This window comes from Verrucosispora sp. WMMA2121 (assembly GCF_027460185.1).
Lineage (GTDB): Bacteria > Actinomycetota > Actinomycetes > Mycobacteriales > Micromonosporaceae > Micromonospora > Micromonospora palythoicola.
Genome location: NZ_JAPZBH010000006.1, coordinates 4,666,533 through 4,690,612 on the forward strand (window position 1 = coordinate 4,666,533; position 24,080 = coordinate 4,690,612).

Annotated in this window: 15 protein-coding genes and 4 CRISPR repeat arrays (1 of these 19 only partly in view); of the genes, 3 read left to right on the forward strand and 12 right to left on the reverse strand. The window is 70.9% G+C overall.

The annotated features are described in order from the left end of the window. A CRISPR array of direct repeats spans positions 1–1,418; the repeat unit is 29 nt; unit sequence CTGCTCCCCGCGCACGCGGGGGTGATCCC (it extends 747 nt beyond the left edge of the window). Positions 1,419–1,498: 80 nt separating this feature from the next. From cas2e to O7605_RS29850, 9 genes are read right to left on the reverse strand one after another with little or no spacing between them, the layout of a single operon-like run. Next, positions 1,499–1,906 carry a type I-E CRISPR-associated endoribonuclease Cas2e gene (gene cas2e, locus O7605_RS29810; RefSeq protein ID WP_269742297.1) on the reverse strand — a complete coding sequence of 136 codons (408 nt, stop codon included), beginning with the start codon at positions 1,904–1,906 and terminating at the stop codon, positions 1,499–1,501. Next, positions 1,906–2,874: a type I-E CRISPR-associated endonuclease Cas1e gene (cas1e, locus tag O7605_RS29815; protein ID WP_269742298.1), complete on the reverse strand. Its 969-nt coding sequence runs from the start codon at positions 2,872–2,874 to the stop codon at positions 1,906–1,908. The genes cas2e and cas1e overlap by 1 nt, the downstream gene beginning before the upstream one ends. After that, positions 2,871–3,548: a type I-E CRISPR-associated protein Cas6/Cse3/CasE gene (gene cas6e / locus O7605_RS29820; protein ID WP_269742299.1), complete on the reverse strand. Its 678-nt coding sequence runs from the start codon at positions 3,546–3,548 to the stop codon at positions 2,871–2,873. The genes cas1e and cas6e overlap by 4 nt, the downstream gene beginning before the upstream one ends. Positions 3,549–3,550: 2 nt before the next feature. After that, a complete protein-coding gene (cas5e, locus tag O7605_RS29825) occupies positions 3,551–4,252 on the reverse strand; it encodes a type I-E CRISPR-associated protein Cas5/CasD (RefSeq protein ID WP_269742300.1) in 702 nt (233 codons plus the stop codon). Then, positions 4,249–5,373: a type I-E CRISPR-associated protein Cas7/Cse4/CasC gene (cas7e, locus tag O7605_RS29830; protein ID WP_269742301.1), complete on the reverse strand. Its 1,125-nt coding sequence runs from the start codon at positions 5,371–5,373 to the stop codon at positions 4,249–4,251. Before cas7e ends, cas5e begins: the two co-directional genes overlap by 4 nt. Next, entirely contained in the window at positions 5,370–6,044 is a 675-nt protein-coding gene (casB, locus tag O7605_RS29835; protein WP_269742302.1) for a type I-E CRISPR-associated protein Cse2/CasB, read from the reverse strand. The genes cas7e and casB overlap by 4 nt, the downstream gene beginning before the upstream one ends. Then, the gene (gene casA / locus O7605_RS29840) at positions 6,041–7,702 is read right to left on the reverse strand and encodes a type I-E CRISPR-associated protein Cse1/CasA (RefSeq protein WP_269742303.1); all 1,662 of its coding nucleotides are present in this window, start codon (positions 7,700–7,702) and stop codon (positions 6,041–6,043) included. Before casA ends, casB begins: the two co-directional genes overlap by 4 nt. Positions 7,703–7,738: 36 nt before the next feature. Beyond that, positions 7,739–10,585 (reverse strand): CRISPR-associated endonuclease Cas3'', encoded by a 2,847-nt coding sequence (locus tag O7605_RS29845; protein ID WP_269742304.1) that lies wholly within the window; start codon positions 10,583–10,585, stop codon positions 7,739–7,741. Then, positions 10,582–12,681: a UvrD-helicase domain-containing protein gene (locus O7605_RS29850; RefSeq protein ID WP_269742305.1), complete on the reverse strand. Its 2,100-nt coding sequence runs from the start codon at positions 12,679–12,681 to the stop codon at positions 10,582–10,584. Before O7605_RS29850 ends, O7605_RS29845 begins: the two co-directional genes overlap by 4 nt. A gap of 258 nt (positions 12,682–12,939) precedes the next feature. On the opposite strand from O7605_RS29850, the gene O7605_RS29855 reads away from it, so the two are divergent. After that, positions 12,940–14,235, forward strand: a complete 1,296-nt coding sequence (locus O7605_RS29855) for a serine/threonine-protein kinase (protein ID WP_269742306.1) — start codon at positions 12,940–12,942, stop codon at positions 14,233–14,235. Here O7605_RS29855 and O7605_RS29860 read toward each other — a convergent pair. Together O7605_RS29860 and O7605_RS29865 are read right to left on the reverse strand one after the other, a co-directional pair. Then, positions 14,171–14,755 (reverse strand): hypothetical protein, encoded by a 585-nt coding sequence (locus tag O7605_RS29860; RefSeq protein WP_269742307.1) that lies wholly within the window; start codon positions 14,753–14,755, stop codon positions 14,171–14,173. The genes O7605_RS29855 and O7605_RS29860 overlap by 65 nt on opposite strands. 170 nt (positions 14,756–14,925) lie before the next feature. Beyond that, the gene (locus O7605_RS29865) at positions 14,926–15,096 is read right to left on the reverse strand and encodes a hypothetical protein (protein WP_210940623.1); all 171 of its coding nucleotides are present in this window, start codon (positions 15,094–15,096) and stop codon (positions 14,926–14,928) included. A 93-nt stretch (positions 15,097–15,189) separates the two neighbouring features. Between O7605_RS29865 and O7605_RS29870 the strand changes: the two genes are divergently transcribed. Next, positions 15,190–17,361, forward strand: coding sequence for an N-6 DNA methylase (locus O7605_RS29870; protein WP_269742308.1), 2,172 nt, complete (start codon positions 15,190–15,192; stop codon positions 17,359–17,361). A gap of 152 nt (positions 17,362–17,513) precedes the next feature. Continuing rightward, positions 17,514–18,093: direct repeats of the CRISPR family, unit length 29 nt. Positions 18,094–18,187: 94 nt separating this feature from the next. Next, positions 18,188–18,887: direct repeats of the CRISPR family, unit length 29 nt; unit sequence CTGCTCCCCGCGCACGCGGGGGTGATCCC. Positions 18,888–19,082: 195 nt separating this feature from the next. Next, the gene (locus tag O7605_RS29875; RefSeq protein WP_443083975.1) at positions 19,083–22,568 is read left to right on the forward strand and encodes an nSTAND1 domain-containing NTPase; all 3,486 of its coding nucleotides are present in this window, start codon (positions 19,083–19,085) and stop codon (positions 22,566–22,568) included. On the opposite strand, the gene O7605_RS29880 is transcribed toward O7605_RS29875, so the two are convergent. Further along, positions 22,565–22,861 carry an NIPSNAP family protein gene (locus O7605_RS29880; RefSeq protein WP_269742310.1) on the reverse strand — a complete coding sequence of 99 codons (297 nt, stop codon included), beginning with the start codon at positions 22,859–22,861 and terminating at the stop codon, positions 22,565–22,567. The genes O7605_RS29875 and O7605_RS29880 overlap by 4 nt on opposite strands. Positions 22,862–23,101: 240 nt before the next feature. After that, a CRISPR array of direct repeats spans positions 23,102–24,050; the repeat unit is 29 nt; unit sequence CTGCTCCCCGCGCACGCGGGGGTGATCCC. Positions 24,051–24,080: the final 30 nt, after the last annotated feature.

A 24,080-nucleotide genomic window follows, 5' to 3' on the forward strand; every position in this document is an offset into this window, starting at 1 on the left:
GCGGGGGTGATCGCCATGTCGCCGGAATGGGATCGGGGGCCGGTGACTGCTCCCCGCGCACGCGGGGGTGATCCCCAGCTGGCCGAGCGCACCAGCACCGAGTAGGACTGCTCCCCGCGCACGCGGGGGTGATCCCGTGGCCAACCAGCCCGAGGAGGAGGACCCGCTCTGCTCCCCGCGCACGCGGGGGTGATCCCGGAAGGTGTCGCGGACGTAACGCGCGGGGCTACTGCTCCCCGCGCACGCGGGGGTGATCCCCGGCGGTGGGAGTCCTCCAGCAACTACTACGTCCTGCTCCCCGCGCACGCGGGGGTGATCCCAGGTTGCAGTTGGTGCAGGAGGCGACGAGGTACTGCTCCCCGCGCACGCGGGGGTGATCCGCTAAGTACGCACTGCAAACCGCAGTAGAGAATCTGCTCCCCGCGCACGCGGGGGTGATCCCGACGTCGCCGTACATGCGGTGCGGGGTGACGGCTGCTCCCCGCGCACGCGGGGGTGATCCCGTGACCGGCGACCTGGACGTGCGGTTCTGGGCCTGCTCCCCGCGCACGCGGGGGTGATCCCCACTCAACGCTGATGCTGCCACCGAAGCCGAACTGCTCCCCGCGCACGCGGGGGTGATCCCGGGTACTCACCACCGAGCCGCTTCAGCGGGTTCTGCTCCCCGCGCACGCGGGGGTGATCCCGGCCGAAGGACACGTTCCAGGGCGGCACCCGTCTGCTCCCCGCGCACGCGGGGGTGATCCCCACACGCCGCGCAGGAACCCGTACGCGGGGATCTGCTCCCCGCGCACGCGGGGGTGATCCCGGGGTGTGACCGCCGACGTTCCACTACTCGTGCTGCTCCCCGCGCACGCGGGGGTGATCCCTGGCCGCCGCTCGACGGCGACGTCTGGGCTGACTGCTCCCCGCGCACGCGGGGGTGATCCCCGGTTGTCGAACCACCCGGTGTTCGACACGATCTGCTCCCCGCGCACGCGGGGGTGATCCGGCGTCGCGGTCGGTGACCCGGTCGCGTTGACCCTGCTCCCCGCGCACGCGGGGGTGATCCCGGTCTCACGGAGGCTTTCGGCTTCCTGGTGGACTGCTCCCCGCGCACGCGGGGGTGATCCCCTGGGCACCGCCATGAGTTTCCAGTATTAGGGCTGCTCCCCGCGCACGCGGGGGTGATCCGGAGTACGGGACCCCTTCCCGGACGAAGAGGCGCTGCTCCCCGCAGACGCGGGGGTGATCCGGAACTGGAGCGCAACGGACCGTCGGTGGTCGTCTGCTCCCCGCGCACGCGGGGGTGATCCCAGCCGTAGCTCGTCTCGGGTGGGGTGATGGTCCTGCTCCCCGCGCACGCGGGGGTGATCCGTCGAAGACCCGCGGCCGGTGGCAAGTGGTCGTCTGCTCCCCGCGCACGCGGGGCTGATCCCCGATGGGCGCCGGCGACCACGGTGGCTCCCGTGCACGCGGGGTTATCCCTGCCGATTCTCTCTCGGCTTCGTAGGTTCGGCTAACCGGTGTCTTCTACGCCTTGTTCCGGGATCGCCTTCGTGGTGTGGCCCCGTTCTGGAGAACGGCGTCCGAAGCGGCGGCGTTTTGATGCCTTACTCCAGCCCCGAGACAGGGCCGGGTTGTAGGTCTTCCGGTCAGCGGGTCGACGGATCAGGGTGATGCCGTCGAGGTCCACGGGCTGCCAGTGGTGGTCGTGGACCTGGAAGCACAGTCGTTGTTCGCCTGGCTGCTGATAGACGAGTAGGGCTCGGCCCGGGCCGGCCATCTCGACAACCTTGCCCCAGAGGCGTTGGCGGATTCGGCTGTTCACGTGGCCCACGTACACGCCGGCGGAAATTTCGAGCAGCCACTGAGTCAGGTGGCCGCGCAGCCCTTCGGGGCAGGCGGTAAGGATGATGACGGTCATCAGAAGTCGGCTTCTCCGCCGTAGTTGCGGCCACTGGTGAACTCGTGGCCGCTGTCGTCCCAGAGGCGTACGGTGTCGTTCTCTGCTTCCTCGTCGAGCCACTCCTCATCGATCGGCCCGGTCGGGCCGGGGCTGAGCAGCAGGGTGCGGATGTCGCGTACGCATCGGTCGAGGAGGGCGCCGTCGTGGATGCGGTCGCGGACGGCGCGGCGGGTGTCCGCGCCGATGTCGGTCGACCCGCTGGCGGCGATGTCGAAGGCGACCGGGATGGTGATGTCGGCCTTGTAGAGGTCGGCGATGTCGTAGACGAAGGATCGGTCGTGCCCGGTGTGGACGAAACCGAGGCCGGGTGAGGCGCCGATCGCGACGATGACGGCGTGCACGACGCCGTACAGGCAGGCGTGGGCGGCGGACAATGCCTGGTTGACCGGATCGCTGCTAGTGAAGTCGTCCGGGTTGTATTCGCGGTTGTTCCAGTTCACACCGGTCCGCTTGGCGTGCTCGCGGTAGCTGCGGCGTACTCGGGCTCCCTCTTTGCCGCGGAGTTGCTGCATGGTGAGGGCGGTGGTGTCTTCGCCGGGGAAGCGCATCCGATACATCTCCCGTGCTACCTGAAGCCGCCGATCGCGGTGAGCAACTGCGACAGCCTGTGCTACGAGGAGTCGGCTGGATCGGGCGAGGGGGCGGCCGTGGGCGTAGTAGCGCACGCCGTGTTCGCCGACCCAGACCGCGGTGGCGCCGTTGTCGGCGAGCAGCATCATCGCTTGCTGGGTGATGCTGGTGCCCGGTCCGAGCAGGAGCACGCCGAGGGTGGCGGCCGGGATGTGGATCACGCCCTTGTCGTCGGTTGTGGTGATCGCGTTGCTGTCGCGGTGGATGACGCAGCGTTCGAGGTAGATGAAGCTGAGCCGGTCCTGCGCGCGGTTGAGGTCGGCCAGTTCCGCCGGTGGGACGCCGGGGATCTTCACTGGCGGCCCTGGACGGGCGCGAGGGTGAGCAGGCCGCAGCCGTATGCCTTGGCGTGCCCGATCCCGCTGGTGAGCGTGCGTCGCAGGCTGTCGGCGTCGGTGACGTGGAGGATGCCGTCGTAGGTGGCGGTGGTGAGGGTGACGGTTCCCATGCCGCGTTTGAAGGACTGCGTCTGACGCCGGTGGATCCGTAGGTTGGGGCGGCCGTCCTGCTGGGTCGCCAGCGCGAAGCCGTGTCGCTCAGCCCGCCCGAGTAGCCATGCCGTTTGTTCGTGCTCGCGGAGGTAGCCGAAGCGTTGCGTCTCCTTCGCCTCGGCTGTCTTCCGTCCGCTGTGGGTCGGGTTGGCGGTGAGGCGGAACGCCCACTCCTGACCTGGTCGTAGCGAGGCGAGCAGCCCGTCGTACTCCCGGGTGGTCCAGGCTTCGTCGCTGGTGGGCCAGCCGGCCTGCTCGACCAGGTGGGTGAGGTCGGGTCGTCCGGGGCTGACGATGTAGAGGTGGACCGTGGCGGTGGTCGGGGTGTCGAGGCGCCACAGCGTACGGGCTGCGGGGCGTTCGTAGTCGGCTGCGTCGGCGAATCCGGCGCGGACGGCCGCGTGCATGGCGTGCGGCGAGGCGAGCAGCTTGCGGGCGTTGCGGCGGGCGGCGTTGATCTGGAACCGGGTGAGGAACATGCTCAGCCTCCCAGCAGGCTCAGCGGGTCGTGCTCGGCGGTACCGGCCCGTTCCGCGAGGTCGTTGGTGACGTCGACGTGCCGGCGCACCACCGAGCGCCAGGTGTGTTGCCGATGTGCGGGGTCGAAGCTGACCGGCTCGTCGGGAACGGTTTCGGTGACCGGCTCCCCCGGGCGCGCATCTCGGATGATCTCCAGGCGGACGGTGTGGGCGGCCTTCTTGCGGTGCCAGTTGGCGGCGAGCCAGGGCCACTGGCTCAACGCGTCGTCGAGGGTGTCGTCGTGGACGCCGAGGTTGATCGGGCCGACCGGTGGGCAGGATCGACGGCCGAGGTAGAGGGGGAACTGGGGGCGGTCCAGTGCTTCGGCCAGGCCGGTCAGTAGGGCCTGTTCGCCGCTGACGGCGGCGAGGAAGACCGCGTCGGACAGGTAGAAGCGGTAGGTCAGTGGTGCGCTGCGACGGCCGTCGAGGGACCGGGCCGTCTGGAAGTCGCGCAGGATCTGGCCGGTCTGGTCCAGGCGAACGCCGAACTGGAGGCCCAGCAGGTCGGTGAGCGGTTCGGTGCGTCTCATGCCCTTGGCGGCGGCGAGCAGGCCGATGACGCCGCTCTTGGTCGGTGCGACCTCGGTGCCCCGCCGGGCGAAGCGGCTGGACGAGCCCCACGATTGCAGTGGGCCGGCCAGTTTCAGCAGCAGCACACTCATGCCGGCTGCCCGAGTGCCACGGTGACCTGCTCCCCCACGCCGGCGACGAGTTCGCTGAAGGTGACTGCCTTGCCCAGGTCGGCCAGGACTGCGGTCCGCTCGCCGACCTGGGTGACCCAGGCACCGACGGGCCGTTCCCCGTAGGCGCTCTCGACCGCCACGGTGTGCTTCGCCAGTGCCTCGGCGGCCAGTTCGATGCGTCCGGCGGCGTGGGTCTCCCGAATGGGTGTCTCGAAGGCGCCGACGAGGTTGATCGGCTGGGTGTCGCGCAGCCGGACCAGCACGGCGTCGGGGAGCGTGCGGTGGGCGAAGGTGTTCTGCTTCCCGGTCGGCATGCTGCGGGCGAACGCGGTCAGGAACGCTTCGACGGCGGCCCGGGTGGCTGCGGCGTCGCCGAGGGTGCGGTGCAGCGCGTTGACGTCCATGGTGGCGTACCGGTACAGGGTGGACGAGTTGAATTCGACGGTGCCGATCATGCCGGCGCCGGTTTCGGCGGCGTCGGCTTTGCGGTCGTCGACGGCGGTGAAGTAGTCGAACTCGTTGTCGACGGCGTGGACGCTGATGGCGTGGGAGACCTGGCAGGCGGCGTCGACGTTGATGTCGGTCATGTCGGCGACCATCCGCCCGAACATCGCGATGTCGACGGAATGCTCCGAGTCGATCAGGGCTTTGAACCGGGCCTTGTCGAGGGCACCCCCGGTCTGCGCCGCTTCCAGCGCGGCGGCGGCGAGGTTGTCCAGCTGCCGGTGGCTCAGGAACAGCAGGTAGCCGGACTCGACATCCTTCAGCTCGCCCTTCTTCTTGTCGACCTTGGCCAGGCCGCCAGCCACGAAAGTGTCGGCAGCCAGCGTGGACGCAGCCTCCTCGGACATGCTCGGGTCAAGCGCCCGGATACGTGCAGCGAGGGACTCCCCCACGCGCTTGGTCCGCTCGCCGAGCTGGGAGCGGTCGAGCAGGTCGGCGAAGGAGAGCCGGATCGCCCGCTTCCACGCCTGGCTGGACACCCGCGCACGCCGCACACCGCCGTAGACGGCGGTCTTCGGTGAGCCGGTGTCGTCGCGGTTGAGGTTGCTCGGCGGCACGGTCTGCAGGGCGTAGACGTCGATGATGGTGCGGCTCATGACGGGTCCTCCTCGGAGTTGTCAGTGTTCGGAGCGTCAGCGTCGGTGCTGGGTCGGCTGCGGAAGAACTCCCGCCCCCAGATCGCCTGGATCTTCGGTCGGCGATCGGGCTGCCGAAGGGTCTGGAGGTCGTCGGCGAGCAGGCCGTAGTCGACTGGGATCTGGTGTTCCCGCAGCATCGTGATCAGGCTGCGCAGGTGGTAGATGCTCTCGGGGTAGGTGCTGGCAGTGCCGAGGGCGGCGAACCGGCGCCGTACCCCGTCCGGCCCGGCCGACCTGCGGATCAGGTCGGCCATGGCGTGGCCCAGCCCGCGCCCGTCGGCGTGCATGCGTTCCCGACGGGACTGCTGATGCAGCGCGTACAGGGTCACCGCGTCGTGGGCGGCCTGTTCGGCGTCGGTCGGCTCGGTGTCGTCGGCCGGGCGGCGACCCAGCAGGTGCTCCGGCACCTGCACGTACCGCTCAAGGGTGAAGTCGAAGCCGGGGGTCCGGCCGATACCGCGCCGCAGCCGCGCGAGTGCGCTGACCGCCTCGGGTTGCGGCACGGTGCTCAACGCCCGCGCCTGGAGGCGGCCGACGGTCCGGGCGACATGCTCGCCGAGTTCCCGGCGACGCCGGTACCGCACCTTGTGGGGTGGGCCCGCCGGATCGGCTTCCACTGCCGTGGTCATGCTGGTTGCTCCTGTCTCTGCTGCGGGGACTCGACCCCCATCGGCAACGCCTTGGCCAGACCGGTGCGGAACCACGCCTCGGCCTGCGAGCTGGAGTAGTGGACATCCCGGCCGGCGCGGTCGGTGCCGGTGCGGCCGACCCATGCCGTCGGGCCTGCCGCTTCCACCAGCCCGGCACCGAGCCGACTGATGTCCCGCCAGACCAGCCGCTGCCACTGGCCCCGCTCGGCGGCCGGGTCGCTGTCCGGACCCAGGCGCGCCAGCCAGTCGCGGAACTGACGGTCCAGCAGGGCGTACGCGCGCTCAGCAGCGCGGTCGGCGGCGCCACCCTCGGTGTCCCGGCTCCCGGCGGCGCGGGCCAGGTTGTCGGCGAGGCGGCGCAGCACTGTCACCGCGGCCTCGGCGTCGCCGGCCGCGTCGACGGCTGTCGCGCGCAGCGCCGAGTCCGCCACCAGCAGCAGCACGTTCATGGTCAGCGCGTCGCTGAACACCTCGTCGACGACTGACTGCTTGGCGCCGTAGGTGATGCTCACGGCACGGGTGCGGGTCTGGAAGTCGGTTCCGACGACGCCGGTGACGGTGAGTCGGGCCAGCCACTGCACCACCATCGGTGGGAGCCGCTGCGGCGGCTCGCCACCGGGCGGTGGCGGCGCGGGAAGCAGGGTTTGCAGCCCTCGCCACAGGGCCCGGCCGTGGTGGTGTGGTCGGGGCAGGTAGATCGGGGTGCGTTTCTGGTCGCGTTCGCGGGGTGCGCTGCGGCCCCACACACTCAGGGGTTCCAGCAGGTGCCGGTCCTGCCATTCGATCCGGTCACCGTTGGCGATCAAAGCTCCGGTGATGCCGTCGGCATCGCCGAACAACCGGATCCGGCGGGACTGCCAGGTATAGAGGCTGAGCAACCCGTACGGGCCACGAGTCGAGGCGGACTCCTCGGCGGCGATGTGCGGCTCGCGCTCCCACACCGGCAGGTCCCGCTCGTCGGCCGACTGCCAGCCGGGAGCGACCGGTACGAGATTGAGCAGCAGGGTCTCCCGCAGGTTCGCGCCTTCCAGGTGGACGCCGCCCAGCCACCCGACGGACCCCGCGCCGATCGGATAGCCCTTGCCGTTCTTGGCCTGCGGGTCGCCGACCGCTCCGGTCTTGATGCCGGAGCTGTCGTACGCCTGGCAGTGCACCACCCAGCGGGCCGCCTCCGCCGGGCTGATCAACTCCATGCCCGGTCCGGCGCGGGTGGTCAGGAACGGCATCCCGTTCGGTACGTCGGCGATCAGCCGTTCCAGGCCGTACGTGTTCTCCTTCGCCGCCCGCAGGTCGGCCACCTGGTAGAACGGCTGCTGCGGATGCAGCAGGTCGAACCTGTCTCGGAAGGCGTCGAGATACTCGGCGATGTCGGCGGTCGGTAGTTGACGGCCCCGCCACAGTGTGCGCCAGGCCGCCTCCCCCGGCGGACCGTCCGTGGCGCGGTGCAGGACCGCCAACGCGAGGCGCAGGATCGCGAAGCTCTGCGTGGGCAACTCGCAGGCGATCATGCGTAGGTCGCCTGCCTGCTCGAACAGGCCGCGCAGGGACACCTCGCGGCGGGTCCCGGCGACGTCCAGCACCGGAATCCACGCCTGGTCAACAAGCGAGAACCCGGCGGGCTGTGGTGCTCCGGTCACCGCTATCACCTCCTTGCTCGCGAATCGGATGGGGACTCAGGTCGTGGCGCGGGTGGTGCGCAACCCTTCGTCGGGGTCGTAGTGCAGGTCGAAGCCGGCCACCGATGCGGTCCCGTCGGTATTGATGTCGAGCACCAGTTCACCGGCCAGCCACGGGCTGTCCTGCCAGGCGCGCAGGTCGTGGCGCTGTTCCAGTTCGGCGATGACCTCGTCGACGACGTCGACGGCGGTCATCGCTCGCGGCAACGGCAGGGTGCAGCGGGCGATCATCCGAGGTAGCGGACGTCGGGGAAGACTGCTGGTCGGCACCGCTGCCCCACCCCCGTCGATCCATGGGGGGAGGATCAGGCCATCGGGGGTGCGTACCAGGAGTAGGACTTCAAGGGTTTCGGCGTCGGTGTCGCGGACGTGGCCCTGCGCCACGCGTTCGTCGGCGTCACCGACGCCGCCGGAAAGCCAGCCGATCAGGGGTACGCCCGGTTCGGCGACGGCGGCCAGGCGGAAACTGTCGGCCTTCGACTCCTTGGTGGCGATCTCGTCGCGCTGCCGGGCCTCCGCCCCAACCAGGGCGGGCTGCCAGGACTCGGGGCCGACCGGCGCGTCGCCGTAGGCAGTCTGGGTGATCGGCGCGATGTCCTGCGGCAGCCGCACCGGCTCGCCGTCCAAAAAGGGCAGGAGCACGGCGGCGCTGCGCAGCAGGGTGGCCGGCTGGTAGACACGCCGTGATCCGCTGACCGGCTGGGGTGGTTCAACGCTCCAGTCGGCGCCGGTGATCCAGCAGGTCGGCGTCGCGAGCCGGGCGGGTCGGTCGGCGCGCGGGTGGCGGTGCAGCCGGCCGATACGTTGCAGCGCCAGGTCGACCGGGGCGAGATCGGTGACGAGCAGGTCGAAGTCGATGTCGAGGGACTGCTCGGCGACCTGGCTGGCCACCACGACGTGCCGGTGGGGGCGGTTGCCGGTGCTGCCCGGTGGGCCGAAGGTGTCGCGCAGCCAGCGGTCCTTGGCGGCGCGGTCGACGGCCATGAAGCGGGAGTGCGCCACCGACACGGGGGTGTCCGGCCCGAGAGCGGCGCGTAGCGCGGCGGCGGTCTCCTGGACCCGGGCCACGGTGTTGCGGACGACGAGGGCGCAGCCGCCGTCGGCGAGCCGGTCGCGGAGCAGGTCCACCAGTGCGGGCAGGTCGTCGGGCAGTCGCCGCAGTGTCACGTCGATCCCGCGACCGGAGTCGCCGCAGCTGATGGCGGTGGCGCCGCGCTTGTCGGTGGAGACGGTGACCAGGGGGTATCGCAGGTCGCTGCGCAGGGGCGCGTACGGGTCGATGCGTGGTGTGCCCCGGTCTCGCCAGGTCAGCGGCGGGGGTGGGCCGAGGCGGCCGTCGTCGTAGGCCTTCATCAGTTCGGCGCGTCGGTGTGCCGGCAGCGTCGCGGAGAGCACGACCACCGATACGCCGTACGCGCCGAGCCATTGCAGCGCCCGGTCGAGGAACCGGCCCATGTAGACGTCGTAGGCGTGCGCCTCGTCGATGACGACGACCTTGCCGGCGAGGCCGAGGTGGCGCAGCACGAGGTGTTTGCTGCGCAGCGCGGCGAACAGTAGTTGGTCGATGGTGCCGACGACGAAGCTGGACAGCATCGTGCGTTTGGCGCCGGCGAGCCAGCGGTGCGCGCCGATGTCGGCGCCTCCGGCGTCCTCGCCGATGCCGCTGGGCAGCGAGGTCGTCCGCAGGTCGTCGTAGTCGGGGTTGAGGGCGGCTTTGCCGTGGGCCAGTCGTACGTCACGGTCGCCCCGGCCGACCTGTGTGTCGGGCAGCCGGCGCAGCCAGGACAGCATCCGGCCGAACATGGCGTCGCTGGTGGCCCGGGTGGGCAGGGCCAGGTAGCAGCCGGATGCGCCGGTGCGGCGGGCCAGGATCTCCACCGCCGCCAGGGCCGCCTCGGTCTTGCCCTCCCCCATCGCCGCTTCGACGATCATCATGCCGGGTGTGGGCATGGTCTCGGCCAGGTCGGCGGCGGTGCGCTGCACCGGGCGTGGGGTCGCCCCCGCCGGTAGCGCGAACCGTGCCGTGAACAGCTCGTCGACGCTGGCCGGGGCGGCGGCGGGTCGCCAGGGCACGGGCAGGTCGACCAGTTCCCATCCGGTGCGTAGCCGATCTGTGTCGCTGCCGGTGAGCAGGTAGGGGAAGTACTCCTCGTTGCTGGCGATCCAGTCGGCCATGATGACCAGGCCGGTGAGCAGGGCCTGCACGGGTTGGGAGAGGGCGACGTCGCGCCAGTCGGCGAGCCGGTCTCCGGCGCCGGACCGGTGCGTCATCCAGGTCAGCAGTTCGTGCTGCACGGGTCGCCACGCGTCGCCGCCGAGCAGGTGGGGGCGCACCCGCACGTCGCGCAGGCCCATGTCGGTCGGCGGTACGCCGTGGTGTCCGCCGACGACCACCGCGTACGGGTGCGGGTCGGCCCAGTCCTGTTCGTGTAGCCAGTCGGCCAGCAGCACGTGCCCGGCGGTGGCGTGGGGTGCGTACCGGCGGTCGGCGCTGATCAGGTCCCGCTGGTAGCCGAGTCCGTGGTCGCGCATCCGCTCGGCGAGGTTGTACGCCTGGCAGGCGAAGGCGGGGGTGGCCTTGCCGATGTCGTGGATGCCGGCGAACCAGACGAGCAGGGTGCGGGCGTCGGCTTCACCGGCGGGCAGTTCGTCGGCGATGCGGTGCCGGGCGGCGCGGCCCAGCCAGTGATCCCACAGGTGTCCGGCCACGTCGGCGGTGTCGGCCAGGTGTCGCCACAGCGGCAGCCATCCCACCGGTGAGGTGCCCCGGCGGTCGGTCTTGCCCCAGACCGTGCGTGCCGCCGCGCCCAGCGGTGGGGCGTCGGCGCTGATGCGGGTGTTCATCGGGCCGCCGGCAGCAGCGGGCTTGGCGTGCCGCTGTGGGACAGGTAGAGCACGTCCCGGGCCCGGGTCAGCGCGACGAACAGCAGGCAGCGCTCTCGCTGGAGGTCTTGCCGGTGGGCGTGGGGATCCTCGGCGGCGGAGGTGAGTGCGTGTGGTGCCGGCAGCACGCCCGCGTCGAGCCCGACGACCGCGAGGCACTGGAACTCCAGCCCTTTCATCCGGTGCATGGTGGCTACCCGCACCCCGTCGGTGCCGCGTTTGTCGTCGGCGACGGGAATGTGGGCGTCGCTCAGGATCCGGCCGACGGTCTTGACCAGTTGCCCGGTGCGCACGGCCACGCCGACCGCGTGCGGTTCGACGCCCTGGTCGAGCCAGGTGCCGACCCGCTCGATGAGCGCCTCGCACTCGCCGTCGCGGCTGACGTGCGCGGCCAGTTCGGGCCTTCCGCCGCGGGTGACCGACCGGTAGCCGCGCAGAGTGTCGTCCTGACCGTCGAGCCCGACGGTGGCGTCACCGCCGAGGACCTTGACCGACAGGTCGAGGATCTCGTGGGTGGTCCGGTAGTTGACGCTGAGCCGGCGGGTGCGGCCCCGGACCTCGATGCCGAGTTGGGCCAGGGATACGTGGCTGTCGTAGATGCGCTGGTACGGGTCGGCGAGCAGGAACATGTCGTTGGGGCCGGGTGCCACCAGCGCCCGCAGCAGGCGCCACTGTGCCGGGTGCAGATCCTGCCCTTCGTCGACGACGACGTGCCGATACGGTGCCGGTGCGTGGCGGGCGATGGCGGCGGCGGCGTCGGCGAGCTGGGTGTGGGTGCGCAGCCGCCGTTTGGCCAGCTCACCGGTCACTGTCTCGATGACGGTCCACACCTGGTCGCGCTGCGCGGCGCGCAGGCCGGCGCCGCGTCCCCGGCGGGTCGCCTCGCGGTACGCCTCCCGGGTGGTGACCTGCTGGGCCAGCACCACCTGCTCCCACTCGTGGCGTAGGAAGGCGGGGCTGTACGTGGTGATCTGGCCGGCGCGGTTGAGGTAGGTCGGGCCGGCTTTCGCCGCGGCCTCCCACAGCTGGTCGACGATTTCGGCGTCGGCGACGGTGACCCGGCCGCTGCCTCGGGTGACGATCTCGTAGGCGAGTTTGTCGACGCTGATCACGTCGATGCGGGCGCGTACCGCCGGGTCGTCGGTGAGCCGGTAGAGCTGTCGGGCGAGGGCGTCGGCGAGGGCGCGGGTGAACGTGGTCAGCAGGACCTTCTCACCGTTTGGCAGCCGCTGGGCGAGGAATACCGCCCGGTGCAGGCCGGTCACGGTCTTGCCGGTGCCGGCGCTGCCGGTGACCAGGGCGGGTCCGCTGTAGGTGTCGCGGTAGGCCACGTCCCGCTGGGTCGGGTGCAGGAAGGTGCGCCACACGTCGAACGGATGGGCGAGGATGGCCGCGAGTTCCACCGGCCCCGAAACGAACGCGATCCGCTCGGGGGTGCGTCGCGCCGCGGTCAGCAGGTCGTCGGTGTCCACCCCGGACACGGTCCGGTCGGCCAGTTCCGCCCAGACCTCCTCGACGGACAGCCCACTGGCCAGGCCCAGCAGCACGTCGAGTTGGCTCTCCGGCAGGCGTCCAGCCAGGCTCTCGAGCTGCTTGTCGGTGGTGATGACCCGCAGCAGCGGCAGCAGGTCCTCGTCCACACCGAGCCGGGTGAGGTCCGCGACCGAGACGTGGGTGAACAGTCCGGCGCTCGCCGGTGGCTGCTCGGCGCGGGTGAACTCCTCGATGCCGACCTGGTCCCGCATCTCCAGTACGCCGAGGGTCTGGTTGACGGTGAAGCGGCGGCTCACCGCGAAGGCGATGGCGTCGTCGTGGGGCAGGACGTCGAGCAGCGCGTACCTGTCCTCGCCGAGGGCGAGCACCACCCCCCGGTAGAACTGGTCGATCCGGATGGTGCGGATGTTCGGGTCGCGTGCGCCGGTCAGCTTCTCCAGGTGCAGGCCGGCGTGGGTGTGCTCGGCGAACTTGCCGATGGCGGCGTCGACAGCGCGCTGCACCCGCCGTTGCAGCCGGGCGTAGGCGGGCAGGAAACCCCGGCCGATGGCCAACTCAGCCATACATCCCCCGATGACGGGCACCCTGGGCGCGGCCAGGAGCGGAATGGACGAACTGTCGCGCGCCGGACACGACCGGCGGCCTGGTTCACGCAGCATGGACGGCGGCACCGAGCGCTCACCGCCACGCATCGAGCCCATGATGCACCTTGTGAACTGTGCTTGCAAGGGTACTTCCGTGGGCAATGTTCACCAGAGTGGATGCGGCGTGCCGAACGGATGTGTCCGACGGTGACCGCTTCGGTCGTTATGCTGAGCCCCGTGGTGCCTAGCACGAGCCTCAAGGACCGCTATCGGCTGGCCCGATATCCGTTGGCCCACAAGGGAATGAGTGAGGTCTGGCCGGCCCATGACGCGCTGCTCGACCGGCCGGTGATCGTCAAGTTCGTCGCTGCCACGGACCTGGATCTGGTCCGCCGTTTCCGCCGCGAGGCACTGCTCACCGCCCGCCTCGACCACCCCGGCGTACCCGCCGTCTACGACCTCGGCGAACACGCCGGCCATCCCTACGCGGTCCTTCAAAAGATCAATGGTGTCGCCCTGTCGGACCTGGTCGCCGAACACGGTCCACTCCCGATCGGCTGGGTGGCCGCCATCGGCGCCCAGATCAGCAGCGTCCTGCTCGCCGCCCAACGACTCGGACTCGTGCACCGCGACATCAAGCCCAGCAACGCCATGCTGGAACCGAGCGGCGCGGTGAAGGTACTCGACTTCGGCCTGGCCGCGATCCCCAACGACGACCGCTACTCCCGGATCACCCAGAGCGGGCAGGCGCTCGGCACGATCGGCTACATGGCACCGGAGCAGATCCTCGGCCAGCCGACCGACCACCGCGCCGACCTGTACGGTCTCGGAGCCACCCTGTTCGACCTGCTCACCGGCATTGCCCCCTTCGACGGCCTGACCACCATGACCACTGTGCGGCGGCAGGTGGCCGCTACCCCGCCCCGGCCCGCCACGCTACGACCCGACACCCCGGCGGCGCTCGACGACCTGGTGCACGCGCTGCTGGCACCCACCCCCGACGACCGCCCGGACAGCGCCGCCGACGTCTACCGCGTGCTGGCCCCGTTGGCTGCGGATCTGCCGCCGATTCCGGGTGTGCTGGACGAGTCCGTCACCGCGGTCCAGGCGTACGCGGCGATCGTCGGGCGCACCCCGCCGCACCGCGGAGCACCCGTCGCGCCGGTCCTCGGGCCATCCGATGTGGAGGTGGACAAGGCTATCCGGCAGGCCGAGCAGATGCAGGCCGCAGGCGAGTTCCGCGCCGCCGCCCGGCAGTGGCGACGGCTCGCCGAGCACCGGGCCCGCCAGCACGGCGACGACGATCCCCAGGTGTTCGATCTTCGTCTGCGTGCCGCGCGTACCCATCTGGCGCTCGGCGAGCACGACCGGGCGGTGCGACAGCTCACGACCCTGCTGGAGAGCCGAGAGCGGGTGGACGGGCCGGATCACCCGGCCGTGCGGGAGCTACGCGAGGAGATCGCCCGGCTCAGCGCGGAACGAGCCGACTCGCTTGCGCTGCCGCAGCAGTACGCGCCAGACGCGGATCGCTGAACAGCCGGGGCAGCAGCGCCGCCTTCTGCTCGGCGAACCGGCGACCCCCGTAACGGAAGATCTGGGCGCAGTTCTGCCCCCGCGTCTCGGTCGTCATCGCGCGTACCGCCAGCGGCGAATACATCGTGCTGTGCTTCAACCAGGCCGCCTCCTCGCCGTGCCGGTCGAACCCCCGGCCGCTCGCCGCGTGCCCGAACACGTCGTGGACCGCGCGGAACATGTCGTTCTCCCCGTCGCTGAGATACGGATGGGGATTTCCGCTGGCCGCGCTGGCAAAGACCTTCAACCGACGCTGCCGCACGTCGTCGATCATCGACTCGACGTCGGGGTACGGATCCTCGTCGACGATGCGCACCGTCACGCCCAGCCCACCGAACTCCGTCCGCCCCACCAGCAGGTGGTACTGCGCGACGGTCTCCCGGCAGAACGCCGCGTAGGCGGCGTAGGCCCGCTCGTCACGCTGCGGAGCCGCCACGTACGCGTCGGCGACGGCCGCGCCGACGACGGGGTCAAGGCGCACTCGCGCGTACGCCTGGGACGGGGTGCCGGGCGCGTAGCGCCGCGCGCCGCGACAGACGTACGCGACCGGCGGGAAGCACGGGGACGCAACGGGTGACGGCGTCGGTTCGCGCAAGGGTGTTCATGGTCCTCCTCAGGTCGACGGGATTCGGTCGGTGCGGATAAGCGGGGTCAGCGCGGTGTCGCGCTGACCCGCGCCGGCTGCGGGCAGGCGCCATCGCGCGTCTCGGTGTGCTGCTCGCGACGGAGCAGCTCGCCGAGCATCCGGATCTCGGAGGCGCGACGGGCCTGGCAGAGCTGGGCGATCTTTCCGACGGTGGTGCTACGCCCACGACGTGGCATGGGAAACCTCCCCGAGGTTGTGAACTGATCGACCGAAACTGTAGCGCCTGTAAACCGGGTACACAATCCCGATTATTATGCTACCGTTCACGCGTGACGACAGAGCCGACGCTGGCCCCGAGCGAGACCACCCTGACCGCCAGCGGCATCGCCCGACTGGCCAACGTCGGCCGGGCCGCGGTGAGCAACTGGCGACGGCGCTACGCCGACTTCCCCACACCCGTCGGCGGCACCCCGGCGAGCCCGTCATTCGACGCCGTCGAGGTGGAGCACTGGCTACGCCGACACGGCCGGCTGCACCAGGCCGGCACCGACGAGTGGGCCTGGCGGCACATCGAGAGCTACCAGCCCGCAGCCCAGATCAGCGATGCGCTCGGCATCGCCGGCGCGCTCCTGCTCGTCCGTGCCGACCAGGCCGCTGCCCCCGACGCTGGCCTGCCGACACCCCGGCAGCTCGTCACCCGGCTGCGCGCCCTCGACCCCAACCTGGCCACAATGGTCGGCCCGCTGCTGCCGAAACAGTGGACCGCACAACTCAGCACCCTGCTGGGCACCGTCGACCAACTCGGTGCCGAACAGGGCCCGGAAGCGGCCTTCGAACACCTGCACAACCGCTACGTCTCCTCGGCCCACTCCATGTCCGGCCTGGCCGGGACACCGGACAGCGTCGCCGAGGTGATGCTGGCCCTCGCCGGGCGAGGCGACGTCACCTTCGACTTCACCAGCGGCACCGGCTCGATCCTGCGGATGGCCGCCGACCAAGCCCTGACACGGGGCACGGCAACCCGGTGCCACGCCCAGGAAATCAACCCGCAGTACGCCCTGATCACCCTGCTGCGGCTGTGGCTGCTGCACCTACGCGTCCGACGCAGCGTGCCCGACGCCGCGCCACCCGTCGTCCACGTCGGCGACAGCCTGCTCGCCGACGCACTACCCGACCTGCGAGCCGACGTCGTCGTGGCAAACTTCCCCTTCGGCGTCCACGAATGGGGCCACGACAAGCTCGCCTACGACCCCCGCTGGACCTACGGCCTACCCCCACGCACCGAACCCGAACTCGCCTGGATACAGCACGCCCTCGCCCACCTGGCACCCGGCGGCACCGCCGTGGTGCTCATGCCCCCGGCCGCCGCGTCACGCCCCGCCGGCCGCCGCGTCCGCGCCGAACTGATCCGCCGTGGCGCGCTACGCGCCATCGTCGCCCTACCCGCCGGACTCATGCCACCCACCGGCATCGGACTACACGTCTGGGTGCTCACCCAACCCGACCCCCACCAGCCACCGCCCGGCGACCTGCTCGTGGTCGACACCACCGCCGCACCCGACCGGCCGCTCACCGACACCGTGGCCACCGCATGGAGCGCCTACCACTCACCCGCGTACGCCGAACTGCCCGGCGTGCACCGCACCGTGCCCGCCATCGACGTCCTCGACGACCAGGTCGACCTCACCCCACAACGCCACCTCCCACACACCAGCGACCTCACAGCCGACCCGACCCAGGTCATCGCCCACATCAGCGAGTTCGACCAGCTCCTCGACCAGCTACGGCGCGGCCTGCCGGCAGTACGACAGGCACCGGACATACCCCTGCGCGACGCCCCACAAGCCGACGTCGCCGACCTCATCCGCTCCGGCAGCATCTCCGTGCACCGCGCCGCCGCACGCAGCCGCTCAACAGGCACCACCGCCACCGCCGTCGTGCTGACCACCGCCGACATCCTCTCCGGCAGCCCCGCCACCGGCACGACGACCCGCACCGCCGACGACGAACCAGGACCGGAGATACGCCCCGGCGACATCCTCGTCCCCGTCATCGGCCGCAGAATCACCGCCCGAGTAGCCACCCCAGAACAGGTCGGTGCCGAACTCGGCCCCGGCACCCAACTGATCCGCGTCGACACCACCCGCTTCGACCCGTGGTTCATCGCCGGCGTCATCTCCCGCACCGACAACCTCCGCATCGCCGGCCGCGCCGCCAGCACCGGCAACGGGGCCATGCGCATCGACGTCCGCCGACTGTCCATCCCGGTCGTAGCACTCGAACAACAGCACGCGTACGGCCAAGCCTTCCGCCAACTCGTCGAGTTCCGCGCCACCCTGGAACGAGCATCAGCAACCGGAACCACACTCGCCCGCGAGATCAGCGACGCCCTGACATCGGGCACCCTCGGCCTCACATCCTGGCCAGACCACGACGGATCTGGACGGTCCGGCAACCGTGAGCGACGACCGAAACTGGTCATCCCAGAGCGAGCCGTCTGAATCAGCGGCCTGTCGTCCGCGCCCGGTACGCTGATCCCACCGCACCTCAACACTCACGCGTCACCTTGCAGCGCATTCCGGAAGGGCCGATCTTGCGAACCAAAGTGAACAAAATCGGTGTAGTTGATCTATAGCGCCGCAGATCAAAAAGTCTGCTCCCCGCGCATGCGGGGGTGATCCCGCCGTCACGTTCACGCTCGCCAGTGGCGGATCCTGCTCCCCGCGCATGCGGGGGTGATCCCCCCGGCCTGCCCTGCCTGCTGCGCGGCCCGGACTGCTCCCCGCGCATGCGGGGGTGATCCGCGATCTTGCGTCAGTGGCGCGCCGCGCGTCGCCTGCTCCCCGCGCATGCGGGGGTGATCCGTCGTTGCCGTTGCCCGTGCTCTGGCCCTCTCCCTGCTCCCCGCGCATGCGGGGGTGATCCGGGCTACGAGCTGCGGCCGGTGCTGGCGGGTCCCTGCTCCCCGCGCATGCGGGGGTGATCCCCTCTCCGACGGGTTCGTCCCCGACCACGTACTCTGCTCCCCGCGCATGCGGGGGTGATCCCTGCTCCCGGAACACGTCGTAGGTCTGCTCCAGCTGCTCCCCGCGCATGCGGGGGTGATCCACCGGTCGCCGAGGGCGTTGACGGCGCAGTGGAACTGCTCCCCGCGCATGCGGGGGTGATCCCGTGCTCATGTGAACGAGAGCGTGTAGCGTCACCTGCTCCCCGCGCATGCGGGGGTGATCCCCGGCCTGGTCTTTTCGTGTTCACCACCATCGGCTGCTCCCCGCGCATGCGCGGGGGTGATCCCGGACGGCAACGTCCCGCCGGACTCGGCGCGGCCTGCTCCCCGCGCACGCGGGGGTGATCCCCCGCATCAGCTGTAGTCGTAGGTCGAGCTGTTCTGCTCCCCGCGCACGCGGGGGTGATCCCATCGACGCCAAACTCGCCGCCCGCGCCGCCTACTGCTCCCCGCGCACGCGGGGGTGATCCCTCGTCGGCGTCGAGCTGCCGTCGCAGCCAGGCCTGCTCCCCGCGCACGCGGGGGGGATCCCAATCACACCGAGTTCCTGGACCGCTGGTGGCGCTGCTCCCCGCGCACGCGGGGGTGATCCGGCAGCGTGACCACTGGGCCGGTCACGCTCGCCCTGCTCCCCGCGCACGCGGGGGTGATCCTCCGGTCCGGTAGCGCCCCATCGATAACCCTTGCTGCTCCCCGCGCACGCGGGGGTGATCCCATCGCGGACATGCGACACCGGATGATCTCGACCTGCTCCCCGCGCAAGCGGGGGTGACCCCTCCCGGTGACCGCCGCGGGCGGACTGCTGCTCCTGCTCCCCGCGCACGCGGGGGTGATCCTCCGAAGACGATCCGGACGCCGCCCTCAACCACCTGCTCCCCGCGCACGCGGGGGTGATCCCTGCTCGCAGGTGCAGTGCCGGCATCCGGCGCGCTGCTCCCCGCGCACGCGGGGGTGATCCCACGTCCGCCGCAGACTCCAGTTGAAGCCTCGGCTGCTCCCCGCGCACGCGGGGGTGATCCCGAGATGGGGAAGGCACATTACTCGACCGGCAGCTGCTTCCGGCGCCTACCGGATCCGGCGTCGAGTGCCGAGCCGCCGGCTGTCACGTTCGGCATTCGGTCGACTACCGTGAACGCTGGTGCGACACGTTCGTCCGTCCATGGGGGAGGAAGATTGCGGCACGGTCGGCGTTCGTCACTGACGCTGCAATTGTCGGTGCTTCTGCTCGCGGTGCTGCTTGAGGTGACGACGAGCCTGGCCACGGATGCGGCTGCCGGTTCCGGGTTGTTCGCCTGGGTGGAGGTGGTCGCTGGGCCGGCGCTGATCGTGTTGTTGCTGGTGCTGGTCGGCGGTAATGCGCTGATTCTGTGGTGGGAGAACCCTCGTACCCCGAAGCCGACCTGGGACGGTGATCGTTCGCCCTATCCGGGACTGTCGGCGTTCACCGAGCAGGATGCGGCGGTGTTCTTCGGTCGCGACGAGCTGGCTACGGATCTGGTCCGCCGCATGCACCGGCTCACCACCGACACCGAGACGCGTTTCGTCTGCATCACTGGGGCTTCCGGGAGCGGGAAGTCGTCGCTGGTGCACGCCGGCGTGGTGCCTCGGCTGCGTGGACAGCGGTGGCAGCTGCTCGGTTCGCTGGCCCCGGCGGGTGAACCTGTTGCCCGGCTCGCGGGGCTGGTAGCGACGTTGACCGGTGGGCAGCGGCAGGCCGCGCTGCGCGAGATGTGGTCGGAGACCGACGCGTTCGCCAATGCGGTGCGGGCGTGGCGGGCGAAGGTCGGCAACCGGCACGGTCGGGTGCTGCTGATCCTCGACCAGTTGGAGGAACTGGTCACCCTGTCCGGCCCGGCCGAGCGGACCCTGTTCCTCGACCAGGTGGCCACGGCACTCGACGCGGACCGCCGGCTGTGGGTGATCGCGACGCTGCGCATCGAGTTCCTGGCCGAGTTGCTCGCCGGTGAGCACGCGCGACTGTTCGCCGCACCCGTGGCGGTAGGCACCATGCGGCGCGGCGAGTTGGTGAGCGTTGTCGAGAAGCCGGCTCGGCTGGCGGGGATGAGTTTCGAGCCGGGGCTGGTCGACCGGATCGTCGAGGAGACCGGCACGCCGGACGCGTTGCCTCTGCTGGCGTACCTGTTGCAGGAGCTGTACCTGGCCGTTGGCGCCGGCAACGTGATCACTCGGCAGCGGTACCAGGAGTCGGGTGGGGTTGCCGGGGCGCTGGCGCGGCAGGCGGACACTGTGCTGGCCGAGCTGCGCACCAGATACGACGTCGAGTTGATCCTGTCCACCCTGCTGCGTCTGGTGTCGATGGATGGTGGCGAACCGACCCGGCGTCGGGTGCCGCTGGCCGAGCTGTCGGCCCAGCAGCGGCGGATCGTGGACGTCTTCACCGACGCCCGGCTGCTGACCTCAGCCGCCGACGGCGACCCCTACGTGCAGGTGGCGCACGAGGCGTTGTTCCGGCAGTGGGCGCCGCTGCGCCAAGAGGTTGAGACGCGGGCCGAGCATCTGAAACGGCGTACCGAATTGGAGCGGTGGGCAGCGGACTGGCAGCGCTCCGGCCGCAGCCCCGACTACCTGCTGACCGGAGATCGGCTGACGCTGGCCGGGCAGTGGCTGGAGGCGATGCGCTCGGCCGGGCAGGACAGCCCCACCGCGTACGCTCTGGTCGACGCGTCGCGTCGCCGCGACACCGCTTTCCTGCGCCGTGTGTCGGAGTCGATCGGCCGCTACGCGCTGGCCAACGTCGACCGGTACCCGGAACTGGCAGTCCTGCTGACCACGGCCGCGTTGACGGAGTGTCCCACCACTCCCGCCGCCGCGCAGGCGCTGATGTCCGCGTTGGCGTTCAGCCACGTCGAGGCGGTGCTGTCCGGACACACCGATGCGGTCCGGGGCGTGGCCTGGTCACCCGACGCGAGCCTGGTCGCCACCGCGTCCCGCGACGGCACGGCACGGCTGTGGGACGCCATTACCGGCACCGTCGCCGCCGTGCTGCCCGGCCACACCGACATGGTCGAAGCCATCGCTTTCTCCCCCGACTCCGCCCACGTCGCCACCGCATCGAGGGACGCCACGGTACGGATCTGGGAGGTGACCAGCGGCACCTTGGTCACGGTCCTGGCGTGCGATGAGTGCGTACGCGGGGTCGCGTTCTCTCCCGACGGCACCCGACTGGCCGCCACCAGCCGCGACGGTCTCGTCCACCTGTGGGACACCGCCACCTGGACATCCCACGACACGCTGACCGGACACAGCGGCGACGTGTGGGGCGTGCACTGGGCACCCGACTCGGCACGCCTGGTCACCGCCTCGCACGACCGTACGCTCATCGTCTGGGACGCGGCAGCCGGCGGCCCGGCGGCGACGCTGCGCGGCCACCTCGAACTCGTCGAGGCCGTCGCCTACTCCCCGGACGGGCGGTGGATCGCCAGCGGATCCGCCGACCACACGGTACGGATCTGGGACGCGGCCACGGGCACGCAGCACAGCGTCATCGGTGGGCAACGCGACACCGTCTGGTCGGTGGCCTGGACGCCGGACAGCCAGCAGGTCGCCTTCGCCACCGGCGACGGCACCATCCGTGTATGGGACACCGACCGGCTGCGCGAAGTCGCCGAGCTGCGCGGACACGAGCACACGGCCTGGTGCGTCGCCGTCAGCCCCGACGGTGCCCGAGTGCTCAGCGGCTCGGCCGACGCCACCGCCCGCATCTGGGCACTGCGCCCACGCGGCGCCGAACAGGTCCTCCTCTCCGGGCACCGCGCCGCCCTCACCGGGCTGATCGTCGACGACCAGGGCCTCATCGTCACCGGGTCGGCGGACGGCACGATTCGCCGCTGGCACCGGAACGGACGCCGACAGGGCACCATCCACCCGGTTCCCGCAGGGGTAACCGCGATGGCCAGCCACGGAAGCCGGCTAGCCGTGGCGGCGCAGGACGGCTCGCTGCGCCTGCTCGACAGTGGCGGCGAAACCGCCCTACGCAACGACGGCGTCGAGATCGAATCCCTGACCTTCTCACCCGACGGATCACGGCTCGCCGCAGGGGCGAAGGACAACACCATCTACCTCATCGACGTACACGCCGGTGCAGTCGTCGGCTACCTGCGCGGCCACACCGACTGGATCGGCGCACTCGCCTGGTCACCCAGCGGCCGCTACCTCGCCTCCGGCTCCGACGACCGCACCATCCGCGTCTGGGACATGGAAAACCCCTCCGCCGGCCGACTGCTCGCCGGCCACCAGAACTACGTCGACGGCGTCGCATGGGCACCCGACGAACGCCACCTCGCCAGCTGCTCCGCCGACTGGACCATCCGCATCTGGTCACCCACCGAGCCGGACATGCCGGCCCGCGTCCTCACCGGCCACGACCGACGGGTACGCGCCGTCGCCTACTCCCCCGACGGCCGCTATCTCGCCTCCGGCGGTGACGACCGCACCGTACGTCGGTGGGACACTCAAACCGACGACGGCCAGGTGATCGGCGTCCACCGTGACCCGGTCACCTGCCTGGCCTGGCTCGCGGACGGGTCGCACGTGGTCACCGGCTCGGTCGACGCCACCGCCCGCATCTGGGTCGTCGACGTCGACCTGCAGACGCTGACCGACACCGCGCGGGCCCGGGTGTTCCGTTCCCTCACCAAGGACGAACGCCGCGCCCACCTGCTGCCCGTAATCGAAAGCTAGAGCACCTGCTCCACCGTGCGGACCTCCTCGCCGACGAGGAACTCCGCCGGATCCACACCGAGCTGCTCGCGCTGCGGCGACGCCCAGTAGGCGGCGTTCGCCTCCTCAAACGACTGATCACCGTCGTAGGAGATGACCCAGATGTGGGCATCGCGCTCGCGGTCCACCCACGACCCGTGCACCTCGAAACCGAACTCTCGCCGCAACGGCACGACCAAGGTCTGCCACGCCCGTACCCACTCGTCCAACCGCCCCTCACGCACCCTGTAGGTGCGGATCTGCACAGTCCTCACGGCAACTCCATCGTGTCCGGCAGCACTTCCTGACGCTCAGCACCACCCGCAACAGCCGATCTACTCGACTCGCTCAGCGGTGATCCTCACGATGACACCCGCTACGCTGAACCCCAAACTTCCGCCGCACCCCGCACCCCGCACCCGACCCGTTACCAACGACAAAGGAGCTAGACGATCTTGCGAAGCAAAGTGAAGGAAAACGGCGTACTTGATCTCTAGTACCGCAGGTCAGGAAGTCTGCTCCCCGCGCACGCGGGGGTGATCCCGTGTTGTCCGCCCCGGCTGCGGACAGGTTGATCTGCTCCCCGCGCACGCGGGGGTGATCCCTACTCGCAGGAGATCATGCAGCGCGGAAACGCCTGCTCCCCGCGCACGCGGGGGTGATCCCAGACCGAACAGGGCCGCCGCGCCGCCGGCCACCTGCTCCCCGCGCACGCGGGGGTGATCCCCACGTAGCAGCGACCGCCACCGCCGAGAAAACCTGCTCCCCGCGCACGCGGGGGTGATCCCCGGCAAGGTGTCGGGTGAGGCGCAGCGGGTGTCTGCTCCCCGCGCACGCGGGGGTGATCCCTATTCGTCTGGCCGCGATGTGCCGGCCGACAACTGCTCCCCGCGCACGCGGGGGTGATCCCCAGCCCGGCCCGGCACCGCAGCGCGTGCACTCCTGCTCCCCGCGCACGCGGGGGTGATCCCACGTCACCGAGGCGCATGGAGCGGGTGGGGGTCTGCTCCCCGCGCACGCGGGGGTGATCCCTGGTGGTGATCATCGGCGATGAGTAGAAGCGCCTGCTCCCCGCGCACGCGGGGGTGATCCCAGTGCCGCACGGTCACCCGGGGCCGGCTTCGCCTGCTCCCCGCGCACGCGGGGGTGATCCTTCTGCGTCCACAGGGCGGCGGCGACCAGCGGGGAGAACTGCTCCCCGCGCACGCGGGGGTGATCCTCACCGGGCGCCGCGGGACACCGGCCGGAGCGCCTGCTCCCCGCGCACGCGGGGGTGATCCCGGCACCACCGACGACTCGGCCGCATTCCAAGCCTGCTCCCCGCGCACGCGGGGGTGATCCCACGCCCGGCACCGCGCCCCAGCTCGCCCACCACTGCTCCCCGCGCACGCGGGGGTGATCCCGAGTTTGGGACATCAACCTTGCGGATGTTCAACTGCTCCCCGCGCACGCGGGGGTGATCCCGGATGGCACAGCAGCGTGGGTGGTTCAAGT